The organism is Shewanella psychrotolerans, from assembly GCF_019457595.1.
GTDB classification, from domain to species: Bacteria; Pseudomonadota; Gammaproteobacteria; order Enterobacterales; family Shewanellaceae; genus Shewanella; species Shewanella psychrotolerans.
The window spans coordinates 1,173,904-1,188,264 of the sequence record NZ_CP080419.1 but is presented as its reverse complement, the minus strand read 5'-3'; the positions used below and the strand labels follow the sequence as shown (position 1 = coordinate 1,188,264).

General features: G+C 45.1%; 12 protein-coding genes. 4 read left to right on the top strand and 8 right to left on the bottom strand.

Annotated elements, in window-relative coordinates; translation table 11 throughout:
* Window positions 1-6: 6 nt before the first annotated feature.
* The 8 genes from ispF to rlmD all read right to left on the bottom strand — a co-directional run bounded on the left by ispF (window position 7) and on the right by rlmD (window position 9,489).
* Window positions 7-489 carry a 2-C-methyl-D-erythritol 2,4-cyclodiphosphate synthase gene (ispF, locus tag K0I62_RS05265; protein ID WP_220070454.1) on the bottom strand — a complete coding sequence of 161 codons (483 nt, stop codon included), beginning with the start codon at window positions 487-489 and terminating at the stop codon, window positions 7-9.
* A 33-nt stretch (window positions 490-522) separates the two neighbouring features.
* The gene (gene ispD, locus K0I62_RS05260; RefSeq protein ID WP_220070453.1) at window positions 523-1,269 is read right to left on the bottom strand and encodes a 2-C-methyl-D-erythritol 4-phosphate cytidylyltransferase; all 747 of its coding nucleotides are present in this window, start codon (window positions 1,267-1,269) and stop codon (window positions 523-525) included.
* Between the two features lie 63 nt (window positions 1,270-1,332).
* The gene (gene ftsB, locus K0I62_RS05255) at window positions 1,333-1,632 is read right to left on the bottom strand and encodes a cell division protein FtsB (protein WP_220061541.1); all 300 of its coding nucleotides are present in this window, start codon (window positions 1,630-1,632) and stop codon (window positions 1,333-1,335) included.
* A gap of 100 nt (window positions 1,633-1,732) precedes the next feature.
* Window positions 1,733-3,028, bottom strand: coding sequence for a phosphopyruvate hydratase (gene eno / locus K0I62_RS05250; protein ID WP_220070452.1), 1,296 nt, complete (start codon window positions 3,026-3,028; stop codon window positions 1,733-1,735).
* Between the two features lie 131 nt (window positions 3,029-3,159).
* Window positions 3,160-4,797 carry a CTP synthase gene (gene pyrG / locus K0I62_RS05245; protein WP_220070451.1) on the bottom strand — a complete coding sequence of 546 codons (1,638 nt, stop codon included), beginning with the start codon at window positions 4,795-4,797 and terminating at the stop codon, window positions 3,160-3,162.
* Between the two features lie 109 nt (window positions 4,798-4,906).
* A complete protein-coding gene (gene mazG, locus K0I62_RS05240) occupies window positions 4,907-5,710 on the bottom strand; it encodes a nucleoside triphosphate pyrophosphohydrolase (protein WP_220070450.1) in 804 nt (267 codons plus the stop codon).
* Between the two features lie 61 nt (window positions 5,711-5,771).
* Window positions 5,772-7,988, bottom strand: a complete 2,217-nt coding sequence (gene relA, locus K0I62_RS05235; RefSeq protein WP_220070449.1) for a GTP diphosphokinase — start codon at window positions 7,986-7,988, stop codon at window positions 5,772-5,774.
* 166 nt (window positions 7,989-8,154) lie between these two features.
* Entirely contained in the window at window positions 8,155-9,489 is a 1,335-nt protein-coding gene (rlmD, locus tag K0I62_RS05230) for a 23S rRNA (uracil(1939)-C(5))-methyltransferase RlmD (protein ID WP_220070448.1), read from the bottom strand.
* A 116-nt stretch (window positions 9,490-9,605) separates the two neighbouring features.
* Between rlmD and barA the strand changes: the two genes are divergently transcribed.
* The 4 genes from barA to K0I62_RS05210 all read left to right on the top strand — a co-directional run bounded on the left by barA (window position 9,606) and on the right by K0I62_RS05210 (window position 14,340).
* Complete coding sequence (gene barA, locus K0I62_RS05225; protein ID WP_434086825.1) at window positions 9,606-12,389, top strand: two-component sensor histidine kinase BarA; 2,784 nt, start codon at window positions 9,606-9,608, stop codon at window positions 12,387-12,389.
* Window positions 12,382-12,981: a YjaG family protein gene (locus K0I62_RS05220; protein ID WP_220070446.1), complete on the top strand. Its 600-nt coding sequence runs from the start codon at window positions 12,382-12,384 to the stop codon at window positions 12,979-12,981. Before barA ends, K0I62_RS05220 begins: the two co-directional genes overlap by 8 nt.
* Window positions 12,982-12,987: 6 nt before the next feature.
* Window positions 12,988-13,221, top strand: coding sequence for a hypothetical protein (locus K0I62_RS05215; protein ID WP_220070445.1), 234 nt, complete (start codon window positions 12,988-12,990; stop codon window positions 13,219-13,221).
* A gap of 171 nt (window positions 13,222-13,392) precedes the next feature.
* The gene (locus tag K0I62_RS05210) at window positions 13,393-14,340 is read left to right on the top strand and encodes an AEC family transporter (RefSeq protein ID WP_220070444.1); all 948 of its coding nucleotides are present in this window, start codon (window positions 13,393-13,395) and stop codon (window positions 14,338-14,340) included.
* The last annotated feature ends 21 nt before the right edge of the window (window positions 14,341-14,361 follow it).

Here is a 14,361-nt window from a genome sequence, read left to right as displayed (position 1 = left end):
CTCGTATTAAATATCTTTTGTCATCAGCACAACGGCTTCAACCGCTATACCTTCTTTGCGCCCTGTGAAACCAAGTTTTTCTGTGGTGGTTGCTTTGACATTAATCGCATCGATATCGCTGAGTAAGTCTTCCGCTAAACAGGCTCTTATCGCTTCTATATGTGGCAACATCTTTGGTGCCTGAGCGATCACTGTGACATCGAGATTACCCAAACAATATCCTTTATCCACAGCCAGTTGATAGCAGTGACGCAGCAATACTCGACTATCGGCGCCTTTAAATTCAGGATCGGTATCAGGAAAGTGCTTACCTATGTCGCCCAAGGCCATCGCTCCCAAAATTGCGTCGGAGATAGCATGCAATACCACATCACCATCGGAATGAGCGACAAGACCTGTATCATAAGGGACTTCGACACCACCGAGAATAAGTGGTAAATCACCACCAAATTTGTGTACATCAAAACCATGGCCAATGCGAATATTCATATTATTCCCTGTTTCATCCGCTCATGAATGAGCCTAATCGTTGTGATTCAATTTGTTATTTACGTTGTTAGTTAAGTTGTCGTTCAAAAAGAGTGCCGCCAGACGAAGGTCATCAGGATGAGTCACCTTAATGTTGTCTGCGCGTCCTCGCACCAACTTCGGCCTAAAACCTGCCCACTCCATCGCTGACGCTTCATCGGTAACACTTATCCCTTTGACTAGCGCTTGGGTTAAATTATCCCTAAGGGTTACAACGGGAAAAAGCTGGGGGGTTAACGCGTGCCACAGATTATCACGACAAACCGTTTGCTCGATATTACCTTGGTGGTTACTGCGTTTCATGGTGTCTCGCACAGGCATGGCCAAGATAGCACCTTGAGGCTGTTTATCATGCTGGCTCTGCTGTTCAGCGGCCTGGATTAACAGGTCAATATCGCTTGGATGCAAACACGGTCTAGCCGCATCATGGACCAACGCCCAAGCAGACTGCGGCGCACAAGATAAACCCGCTAAAACAGAGTCCGCGCGCTCTTGTCCCCCTTCAACCACTTTCAGTTTTCGATCATTTGCTTGAGGTAACTTAGCAAAATAGGAGTCGTTAGGGCTAACAGCCACAATCACTTGGGCGATTTTAGGGTGTTTAAGCAGAACATCTAGAGTATGAGCAATAATTGGCTGCTCATTTAACATCAAATATTGCTTAGGAATTTCAGCCCCTATGCGACTGCCAATCCCAGCGGCTGGAACTATCGCTACAAGATGTTCAATAATTTGATTCATTTATTTAAACTCATATCATGCCAAATCATCTACTGATTCAACTAGCCGATTGCACAAGAGGAGTTACCGATTGATGTCACCATTTCGCTGCGGCTCCCCCACTACACGAAAAAAAGTTTCTCCTTGTTTAACCATACCAAGCTCATTTCTCGCGCGTTCTTCTAACGCTTCGGTCCCCCGACGAAGATCGATGATCTCCTCCTTAAGCACTTGATTCCGCTCTATCAATTTGGCGTTACTTTGACGTTGCAGCTTTATCTGCTCTTGCAGTTGAAATGATTCAGGCAGGCTATTTTCTCCCACCCAGAGTCTGTACTGAAGTAGGCAAAACAGAACTATTATGGCTATTAGAAGTCGCTTCATCCTTAATGGCTATATCACTGTTAGAAAGTCTGAAGAGATATTACAACAAAAAAGGCCACCAAGTGGTGGCCTTTTCACAAATTATTGGCTAATGAGCAAATTATGCTTTGCCTTTAATCTCACTACGACCGTTATAAGGTGCTTTTTCACCTAACTGCTCTTCGATACGAAGTAGTTGGTTGTACTTAGCAACACGATCACTACGACATAGTGAACCCGTCTTAATTTGGCCAGCAGCAGTTGCCACAGCAAGATCGGCAATCGTTGCATCTTCTGTCTCACCACTACGGTGTGAAATAACAACAGTATACCCAGCTTCTTTTGCCATACGAATAGCAGCTAGCGTTTCAGTTAGCGAACCAATCTGGTTAAACTTAATTAAGATCGAGTTAGCGATATTGTTCTCAATACCACGTTGCAAAATCTTAGTGTTAGTAACAAATAGATCGTCACCCACTAACTGGATTTTGTCACCCATAATTTGAGTCTGGTATGCCCACCCTTCCCAATCTGACTCATCTAAGCCATCTTCGATAGAAGCAATTGGATATTGTTCAGTCAACGATTTAAGGAAATCAGAGAATCCGTTTGAATCGAATACTTTGCCTTCGCCAGAAAGATCATACTTGCCATCTTTGTAGAATTCAGACGCTGCACAATCAAGCGCAAGTGTCACATCTTCACCTAGCTTGTAACCCGCCTTTTCTACAGCAACTTTGATCATCGCAAGTGCATCAGCGTTAGAAGCAAGGTTAGGTGCGAAACCACCTTCATCACCAACAGAAGTGCTCAAACCACCGTCTTGAAGTACTTTCTTCAAGCTGTGGAAGATCTCAGCGCCCATGCGGAGTGCTTCACGGAAGCTTTTTGCACCAACAGGTTGAACCATGAACTCTTGGATATCAACGTTGTTATCAGCGTGCTCACCACCATTAAGGATGTTCATCATAGGAACAGGCATAGAGTACTGACCAGGCGTACCGTTTAACTCAGCAATATGAGCGTAAAGCGGAATGCCTTTGAAAGCTGCGGCGGCTTTAGCAGCAGCAAGAGAAACAGCAAGAATCGCGTTAGCACCTAGCTTGTCTTTGTTCTCAGTACCGTCAAGATCGATCATGATTTGATCAAGTTCGGCTTGTGCAGTCGCATCTTTACCCATTAGCGCATCACGGATCTCACCGTTAATGTTAGCTACGGCAGTTAATACACCTTTCCCCATGTAACGGCTCTTATCGCCATCACGTAATTCTAATGCTTCACGACTACCAGTTGATGCACCAGATGGTGCAGCAGCCATACCTACAAATCCGCCATCTAAATGAACTTCCGCTTCAACCGTTGGGTTACCGCGTGAATCCATGATCTCACGACCAATGACATTAATAATTTTAGCCATAATTTCCTCGACTTTAAGTTTAAGATTTAAGTTTAAAAGTTAATGCAAAACTAAAATTGTTATCGCTAAATTTACATCATCTGAGACAAAAAAGCCGCCTCCGACACTCGGAAGCGGCTCTTGTTTATGTACTAGCCCAAATCGCGTTTTTGGTACGCGGCGGCGGCTGCAATGAAACCTTCGAACAATGGCTGACCATCGCGAGGTGTTGATGTAAATTCAGGATGGAACTGACCAGCCACAAACCAAGGATGGTTAGGGAGCTCAATCATCTCAACTAGCTGACGGTCAGATGATAGACCACTAAACACTAAGCCAGCTTTTTCTAAACGTTCTCTGTACGTGTTGTTCACTTCGTAACGGTGACGGTGACGCTCTACACAGGTTAAGCCCTTGTAAGCTGCTGCCGCTTTGGTTCCTTCGACCAGATGACAAAGCTGCGCACCAAGGCGCATGGTGCCACCTAAATCAGATGCTTCATGACGTTGCTCGATATTACCTTGTTCGTCAATCCATTCTGTGATCAAACCCACAACTGGGTGAGGAGTCTCTTTGTTGAACTCGGTTGAATGCGCATTTTCTAACCCAGCGACATGACGAGCAAACTCAATCAAAGCAACTTGCATGCCTAAACAGATACCGAAATAAGGCAAGTTGTTCTCACGAGCAAACTTAGCCGCGAAGATCTTACCTTCAACACCACGCTCACCGAAGCCCCCAGGTACTAAGATACCATCGAGTCCTTGCAGAACTTCTTCACCCTTAGCTTCAACCGTTTGAGAGTCGATATATTTGATGTTAACCGACACGCGGTTAAATAAACCAGCATGTTTTAGGGCTTCGTTTACTGACTTATAAGCATCTGGAAGTTCGATATACTTACCGACCATACCAATGGTCACTTCACCAGTAGGATTTGCTTCTTGGTAGATAACGTTTTCCCACTCAGACAGATCGGCTTCTTTACACTCCAAACCAAAACGCTTGGTGACTAAATCATCAAGGCCTTGTGCTTTAAGTAATGCTGGGATTTTGTAGATGCTATCGACATCTTTAAGTGAAATGACGGCGCGCTCTTCTACGTTACAAAATAGCGAAATTTTCGCTTTTTCATTTGATGGAATCGCACGATCACCACGACAAACCAACACATCTGGCGCAATGCCGATTGAACGAAGCTCTTTTACCGAATGCTGTGTAGGCTTAGTCTTCACTTCACCTGCAGCGCCCAAGAATGGCACTAAGGTCAAATGCATAAACAGTGAACGACTACGTCCTAACTCCACACCTAACTGACGGATAGACTCGAGGAAAGGCAAAGATTCAATATCCCCTACAGTACCGCCAATTTCGACGATTGCCACATCATGGCCTTCACCGCCTTCAAGCACTTTCTCTTTAATTGCATTGGTGATATGCGGAATAACCTGAATGGTCGCCCCCAAATAATCACCACGACGCTCTTTACGAAGCACTTCTTCATAAATACGACCCGTCGTAAAGTTGTTACGACGATTCATCTTAGTACGGATGAAACGTTCGTAGTGACCTAAGTCAAGATCAGTTTCAGCGCCATCTTCAGTCACGAAAACTTCACCGTGCTGGGTTGGGCTCATGGTACCTGGATCCAAGTTAATATAAGGATCCAGCTTCATAATGGTTACATTGAGGCCACGAGCCTCTAAAATTGCTGCCAATGATGCTGCTGCAATGCCTTTACCTAGTGATGAAACCACGCCACCAGTAACGAAGATATACCTTGTAGTCATGCTGAACCTGAGAAAATGAGTTGGAAATATGTGCTTGTAAGAAAGCACTAGGACGGGGCAATATTATACCAAAGCTGTAGTGATTCGACAAACAACAAAGCGATATATTTTACGCTTTTGTCTTTTCATTCACTTTAACTTGCTCCCAATAACTATCTAACTCCGCTAATGAATGCTCTTTCATCGGCTTTTGCGCAACATTGGCTAAGGCTTCAACACCACGAAAGCGACGTTCAAACTTGATATTAGCCTGACGCAGCGCCTGCTCTGCATCGACGCCTATATGTCGAGCCAGGTTGACTACTGCAAATAACAGATCGCCCATCTCCTCTGTGACTTTTTGAGGATCTTGTTCTGGAGCGTTAACCTCAACAAGTACCTCTTCTATCTCTTCGTGAATTTTACCCACAACAGGTTCGAGTTCATCCCAATCGAATCCTACGGTGGCAACGCGGCGTTGTATTTTAGCGGCGCGACTTAAGGCTGGGAGATTAAGCGGAATATCATCTAATACAGAATGCAACGAGCGCCCTATCCGCTCACTAGCCTTAATTCCTTCCCAAGTTTGCTTAACCTCTTGTGTCGTCGCCTGAGAGAGTCCACCGAACACATGAGGATGACGCTCGGTCAATTTATTACAGATTTTATCGACCACTAGGGCAAAATCGAATAAACCTTGCTCTTTCCCAAGCTGACAATAAAAGATCACCTGAAACAACAAATCACCGAGTTCACCGGGTAATTCATCAAGCGCATTACGCTCAATGGTGTCAGCGACTTCAAAAGCCTCTTCGAGGGTAAATGGCACAATTGTTTGATAATTTTGTGCTAGATCCCAAGGGCATCCCGTTTCTGGGTCCCTCAGCTTGCTCATGATCTGGAGCAGACGCTCAATATTCTTCGGTGCGGTCATAGTTAGATCTCAAAAAAGAGAAGGCGACTAACGCCGCCTTCAGAGTCACGATTATTACACTTTATAGTCTTCTGGCTTCTAGTACGCCATCGACTTGCGATAGCTTAGAGATCACCCGAGATAATCCCTCTAGATTATAAAGCTCCAATTCCAATTCGATTGCGGCCGTTTGAGTCTTCACATCTGATGATGAACTCATCGCAAGTACATTTGATTTTTCAGCCGCTAACACCGAGGTTAGATCTCTTAAAAGCCCACTACGGTCATTAGCCAACACTCTAATACGCAGTTTATAACCACCAGAGTAATTCTCGCCCCAAACCACATCGACGCTGCGTTCAGGTTGAACTCGCATTAACTCTTTAACTTGTTCGCAATCAGCCCTATGCACCGAAATACCTCGCCCTTTGGTAATAAAACCAAAGATTTCATCACCGGGTACAGGTTGACAACATTTGGCAATGTGGCTCATCAAATTGCCAACACCATTGACCTCAACCTGCCCCTTGCTTCTTTTATCCGAACGGGCATGGTTTTTCTTCAGCAGATCTTCAAGCGCTTCTTCCTCTGACACTTGATTAATGCGCATCCGACTCTGAACATGGTTAACCACTTGGTTAAGGCGCACATCCCCACCACCGATACCGGCAAGTAGATCGTCCATCCCCACCATATTAAAGCGCTCCACCGCGCTTTGAGCATCTTTAAGGGTCAAACCACTGCGAGATAACTCGTGTTCGAGCATCTCCCTACCCGCGACGATATTCTTATCGCGATCTTGCTGTTTAAACCAATGCTGGATCTTAGAACGTGCTCGAGACGTGCGGATATAACCCAAATTCGGATTTAGCCAATCACGCTTGGGATTTGGGTGTTTCGAGGTAATGATCTCAATACGCTCACCCGTCTCAACTTGGTAGGTAAATGGCACAATACGCCCATCCACTTTGGCGCCAATACATTTATGACCAACGTGGGAGTGAATATAATAAGCAAAATCAAGTACAGTAGAACCCATCGGCAAATCAACGACTTCACCATTTGGGGTAAACACATAGACACGGTCTTCAAAGACTTGGCTACGCACTTCGTCTACTAAATTACCGCTTTCAGCCACATCCTCTTGCCACTGCAAGATTTTACGCAGCCAATTGATCTTCTCTTCGTAGCCGCTTTGCTTGCCAGTAGCACCTTCTTTATACTTCCAGTGAGCCGCAACACCAAGTTCGGCATCTTCATGCATCTGCTCGGTACGAATTTGAATTTCAACGGTTTTCCCTTCAGGTCCCACAACGATGGTGTGTATCGACTGATAGCCATTTGGTTTAGGGTTGGCCACATAATCGTCAAACTCTTTGGGGATATGGTGCCAAAGGGTATGCACAACCCCTAAGGCGCCATAGCAGTCTTGCAGACGATCGGTGACGATACGCACCGCGCGCACATCAAACAGTTCATCAAATTTAAGATCTTTACCGCGCATCTTTTTCCAGATGCTGTAGATATGTTTAGGCCTGCCGTACACTTTGGCACGGATATGATCTTCATCGAGGCGTTTTTGCAACTGACTAACAAAATTATCGATATAGATCTCACGATCAACCCGCTTACCATCAAGCTGCTTAGCAATATCTTTGTAAGTGGTTGGATGCAGATATCTAAAGGAGATATCTTCAAGCTCCCACTTTAATTGCCCAATCCCAAGACGATTAGCGAGTGGCGCGTAAATATCGGCAATTTCGCGCGCGATCAGGACTCGAGTCTCTTCATCGGCATTTTTAATCTCTCTGAGCAAACAGATCCGCTCGGCGAGTTTAATCACCACCGCACGCACATCTTCGACCATGGCCAACAACATGCGGCGGATATTATCGATCTGGGGTTCAGCGTTGCGGCTCTGCTCGTTAACTTTTAATGCACCTATGGCATTCATGGTAACCACACTACTGACGAGCGTGGCAAGCTTAGCGCCGAACAGTGTTTCAACCTGCTCGGCGTTGATCACGCCAGCGTCATGGACGACAAATATCACCGCCGCTTGCAGGGTTTCAATGTCCATATTCAGCGGTGCCAAGATCTCAATCATCTCCCGCGCGCGCTGGCTTAAAAGGCTATCTTTGGCGAGATCTTTGGCACTATTTTTGGCAACGAGCTGCTCAACTTGCTTCATTAACTCAAGCAAGATGCTAGCTTCATCTGCATCATCAAGATACCGATTAACCCACTCGGCTAATTGAAAATCTTGGTCATTAAAATGTGCTTCTCTTACAGATACCATCTAATGATTGTCCTTTTTCCTGTATACGCGCTGAAGATCTCGATTCTCGCCCCAGTGAATACCATTCCATAACACGTAAAATTCTTAATCCACTATCTTGAAGATTCCACCTCGGTTGTCAATTGACAAACGTAGATATTTTGCCCAACCACACCATTGTTAACAATTATTTATCTAATTCAAACAACGCCATGGCTTCGATATGATGAGTTTGAGGAAACATATCAATTAAACCCAATTTCCTCATTTTGTAGCCCTGCTTAAGTAATGGCTCACAATCTCTCGCCAAACTCACTGGATTACATGAAACATAAACCACAGATTGTGGCTTCATCGTCTTCAACCATTGCAGGCTTTCAAAAGCTCCCGCCCTTGCAGGATCAATAAGCAATTTATCGATGCGTCCAAGCCATGGCTGATAGGAGATATCGGCGCTCAGATCCGCATGATAAAACTCCACTTGGCTCACATCACTTTGAGCAGCATTAAGTTTCGCCTGAGCAACCATCTCAACAACGCCTTCGACACCAACCACCTCGGCGCCCGCCTTAGCGAGTGGAATGGTAAAGTTGCCAACCCCGCAAAACAGATCCAATACTCGCTCACCCGGTTTAACGTTCAACCAATTGATGGCTTGCCTTACCATCTGGCTATTCATCTCACCATTAACTTGAATAAAATTACCCGGTGAGAAACTCAAGCGGCACTCATTATCGAGTAGATAAAATGGCAGTTGCAGCTCACCCACTAGCGGATCTATTTGACCATGCTCATCGAGCAGTGCGACCTGAACCTGATGCGCTTGTGCAAAAGCGAGCAAGATTTGCTTATCGCTATCGCCCAACAGTTGGGTAATGCGAATCACCACCCATGGACCAGACTCCACTGAAATCAGCTCAACATGACCCAAACTACGTTTTGCCGTTAACTGATTTAAACTTAGGGTTAACGGCGCGATAATATCAGACAGCTCTTTTGCTAGCACTGGGCACTTTGCGATATCAACGACCTGATTACTCGATGATGCACGAAATCCTAATTTTAGGGTTTTGCTGTCGCGCTGATAATTGGTAGCAAGTCTCGCCTTACGGCGGTAATACCAACCTTCACCTGCCAATGGGAGAGCGATTTCATCTGGGTTAACATGTCCCATCTTATCGACCAGATTAATGAGGGCCTGCTGTTTATATTCTCGCTGTTTAGCAAGGTCTAAATGCTGCAGATCACAGCCGCCACACTCACCATAATAGGGGCAGGAACTGGCTATCCGGCCGGCAGACTGGGTATCAACAGACAATAATTTCGCTTTTGCATGACGCTTTTTTTGCTCAACAATTTGCGCAGTAACCTTTTCACCAGGAAGCGCACCGGGGATAAATACGATTTTCCCCTGATGATGGGCAACGCCAGCACCAAGATGATCCAAATCCCTGATCTCAAACTGCTGCTTAGCTGAAGTTTGTTTTAATTTATTCGGTTTAGGTTTAAAAAATTGCGCCATTTCTGTCTCTAAAACAATAAAAATACTAGTAAATACTGCACAAAGTCTGGCAGTCTAATGTAACCTATATCAACCACCAACGTTAATCAGCCAACGCCATGAATAGTGCCGACAACATGACTAAATACAGCTTAAGAGCCTGGGTTCTTGTGCTGGCATTAGCGCCCACTATTTTGGTCGGCATTTTGCTTGGCAGCTACTTTACCATAAATCGCTTCTATGAGCTGGAACAAAGCTTAATTGAACGCGGAGGTAACATCATCGAACCATTGGCGATCGCGGCTGAAATTGGCCTAGAAACCAAGAATTTCGAAACCACAAAAAGGCTCATTACCTCGGTACAGCTCAATAAATCGAACTTAGTGCAATTCATTGCCATCTTCGATACTAACAATCGAGTGATAGTGACCTCGCATTACTACAAAAGCCATGAATTCATGCGTTATAACGAGCCGATTGAGTCCCTAGCCACCACGGAATTAGAGCAATTTGGCGACAGCATTATCTTACGCAGTCCGATTTTTTCTAGCCAGCGAGAATTAATTGTCAGCCCCTATGACAAAAACGCGACGGCCCAACTGGACAGTTCCGCAAGGCTTGGCTACATCGCGGTATTAATAAATAAAGAAAACGCCCTGTTAGAGCAGCATCGCGCGGCAGTGGCAGCATTTATCATAGTCTTGATAGGTGTACAGCTTAATCTGTTGTTTACGTTCAGATTAGTTAAAAACGTCACCCAGCCCATTACCGATATGGTCAGGGTGGTAGCTAAGATCCGCGAAGGTAAACTCGATAATCGTGTCGACGGCAATCTTATTGGTGAGCTGGACCTGCTAAAACGGGGGATCAACGCCATGGCCAGCTCGCTGTCAGATTATCATGAAGAGATGCAGCAGAATATCGATCAAGCCACGTCGGACCTGCGTGAAACCCTTGAACAGATTGAAATTCAAAACGTCGAATTAGATCTTGCTAAAAAGCGTGCCCTAGAAGCCAGTCGCATTAAGTCAGAATTCTTAGCCAACATGTCTCACGAACTTCGCACACCACTCAATGGCGTGATTGGTTTTGCCAAACAGTTGTTAAAAACGCCTTTACACTCCAGTCAACAAGACTACATAAAGACCATTGAAAAAAGTGCGACAAATCTTTTAGGGATCATTAATGACATTCTCGATTTCTCCAAACTGGAAGCGGGAAAAATGGTGCTTGAGAACATGCCGTTTGCGCTGCGTGAAATAGTCGAAGACACCATTTCATTGCTGGCCAATAGTGCTAAAGAGAAAAAGCTCGAGCTAGTGATCGATATCGAACCGACGATTAATGATAATGTCTCTGGCGATTCGCTGCGAGTGGGGCAAGTGATCACTAACCTCGTGGGAAATGCGATTAAATTTACCGATAGCGGTAGCGTTCACCTAAAAATGCGTCTCACGGATGAAGAGCCAGAAAAGATCACAATCCGCTGTGAGATCACCGATACAGGGATCGGAATCGATAAACACCACCAAAATCAACTTTTCCAAGCTTTTGGTCAGGCGGACTCCTCTATCTCTCGCCGCTTTGGTGGCACCGGTCTTGGGCTGATCATTACCAAACGCCTCATTAATCAGATGGGTGGACAAATCGGCTGTATATCGAGTCCAAATAAAGGTTCCACCTTCTGGTTTACGCTGCCATTAAAACTCAGTCAATACCCCATTAGTCAGGCATTGGAAACCGATAAGCTTAGACATAAATCGATCATGCTGTTTGAACCCAAAGAGCTTTCGCGAACGGTTCACGGAAACCTGTTCGAACACTGGAAAATGAACGTTACCAATGTGACGACCCTAGAACAATTAGCAAAGATCACCCAAGATCCACGGTCCCACTTCGATTACGCCATGATTAGCTGTAATGAGTTGGCAGAGAGTCCATCTTTAGCTGAAATCCTAAACGGTATTCGTAAAGTAAGCGACTACTCACTCTATCTGTGCAACAGCAATGACAGCACAGCCAAAATGAGCATGATTCAACCTAGCGTCGATAAGGTAATGTATGCCCCTATAGGTGAACGCTCCCTAGCAGTGGCCCTGATCAATCCACATAAGGCGACGATGGAATCACTGCCCTTTAGCGACACAGTCGAAAAGGACTTAAGTCGAGAACCTATGAATGTTTTGGCGGTAGATGACAACCTGGCTAACCTAAAACTTATCGACACGCTATTGCGTGAACTCGTTACTCAAGTAACTGTGGCCGATAATGGTCAAAAAGCCGTAGATATCGCCAAGACGCGTAGTTTTGATCTGATCTTTATGGATATTCAGATGCCAGGCACCGACGGTTTTAGCGCAACCAAACAGATCAGAGAACATTCGGTTAACCGCAACACGCCAATCATCGCGGTAACGGCACATGCGATAGCCGAAGAACGTGAGCGCATAAATCAAAGTGGTATGGATGGTTATCTGCCCAAGCCTATCGACGAAGCAGCACTCAAAAGTGTCATTAGTCGATGGAAGACCCGGCCTAAGTTCACCCATTTCGATCAGCATACGCTCAACTGGGAGTTATGCCTAACCCAAGCGAATCAGAAAGCGGATCTTGCACTCGAGATGCTACAGATGCTTTTAGATTCGATGCCAGAGACACGAAATAATCTGTCTCAGGCGTTAGATATGCTAGACAACGAAGCTATGCTGACACATGTGCATAAACTGCATGGTGCCAGTTGTTACTGCGGCGTGCCGACTACCCAACGACTTTGCCGTGAAATTGAGCTATCTCTCAAGAAAAATGGCTGCGTCGAAGAGGTGGAACCTGAAATACTAGAGTTACTTGATGAGCTTTCTAAGGTAGAATCTGCCGCTAACCAAGTAATATCCCAGTTATCTATGGATGTGATCGATGAGTAATAAACCAGGGTTCTTCAAACGATTAAAAGCATTAGAACTTGAACAAAAGAAGTTGTTTGCTATCGCGCTTTGTCAACGCATGTACCCCAACTATCTACTGTTTAGCGAAGTGTGTGAGTTTGGAGATCCACAAGTACTCGATACCGTACTAAACTTGTTGTGGCAATCGATGTACGACAAAAAGTTAAAACTTAATATCGATATCTATTTAGAGCGCCTCGATCTCAATACCCCTGAACCAAGTGATTTTGATGCTTATGGCGTTTATCCTGCGATGGATGCGGCCGTAGCCCTCACCTCTTTGCTTAGCGCGCTACAGAGTAAAGTAGAAGACGACATTACCAATATCAGCAAGCTGTCATCAAGCACTGTGGCGAACTATATCGAAGCCACGGTAGAAGAAGAGATGGACGAGCAAGCACTTGACGATTTCATCTTTAACCACGAAGTGATGATCGAAGAGAAAGAGTTGCAATCTTCTCTACTGGAAATCATCGAAGATAATCCCAAATTGACCGCCGATTTCGTTAAATCGCTACGTAAAGAGATCATCGAATCTGGCGTATCTAATATCGGGATCACCGCTGCTTAATCGATAATGAGAAAACTCATATATCAAGGTCATGTGTTAACCAATCTTGATGGATTAACCGATTCTTGGGTATTGATCATAGGGGAGCAGAGACGTACAGACTCCCTATTTGAACTAAGACGCCAAATCCAGTTCTTTGAAGAGTTAGGCGTGCTACCGCAATCCAAGCTTGAATTAAACAGTGATGCGCAAACAAACGTTACAGAAAAACCGCGCCCTAAACTTCCCGGTAAAAAGTAAAAAACCAAAGACGCCAAGAATAAATTAACCAATAAGCACCGTTAATCCCCTTATTACTCATTAGTGATTAACGTGCATCATGTGACCTCTATTAGACTTTTGCGCAATAGCAGCAGCTTCACTAGTTATGCTAGTTTCGGTGGCCGTACAGTTTAAGGATAAATTTGTCGTATGTGGCCTATCCTAACCCCACTTTTTATCGTCTTTGGTATTATGTTAACTGGCTTTGTGATGCAAAAAAGTCGCATTCTCCCCATAGATACTGATAACGTGCTCAACCAATACGTCTACTACATAGCATTTCCTGCGATAATGCTTATTGTACTGGCCGAGACGCCTATAGAGCAGATCGCCAACTGGGGCTTCATCGCGGGCTATGGCGTTGCGATGGCAATCATTTATCTTTTAACCACCTTACTTTCTTTATGGCGCGACAAAAATAAGCGAGATATCGCCGCAATTCGCTCGCTTAACACCACCTTTGGCAATACCTCGTTTATCGGCATTCCTTTAATGATGATGCTCTATCCTGGCGATCAGCTGGCACTGGCCGCGGCAGCGATAGCCAGCCTGCTATCTGTAACCGTATTTGCCATAGTGTTAGCGCAACTCGCCCTATATCAAGGACAAACTCAAAGCGCATTAAAAACGGTCACCTTAGCCCTATTGCAAAATCCAATCATTATAGGAAGCTTAATCGGCGTTGGGATCTCTGCCTCACATATCGAACTATATCCGCCAATAAGCGGGATTATTCGCCAATTTGGTATGACCTCCAGCCCTTGTGCCCTATTTGCGATTGGCATGGTGCTGTGTAAGGCCAACCAACAACAGGGACGTAACGCTAACCATAAAAGCTCAACTGCCACAGAGTTGGCTATGCTTAACTTGTTCAAGTTATTGCTACAACCATTGGTGGTCTACTTACTATTCAGAGCATTTGGCGTCGGTAATGAGCTGTTAAAGATGGGGGTGATTCTAGCCGCCCTGCCAACGGCGGCAAGTGTTTACCTGCTGTCACACAGATACCAAGTCAATGCCACTGTTAGCGCACAAAATATCAGTTTAGGAATTGTGCTCAGCTTTGCCGTATTACCTTTGCTTGATCAGCTTTTATAGTTAGCATGAAAAAGTGTGCTA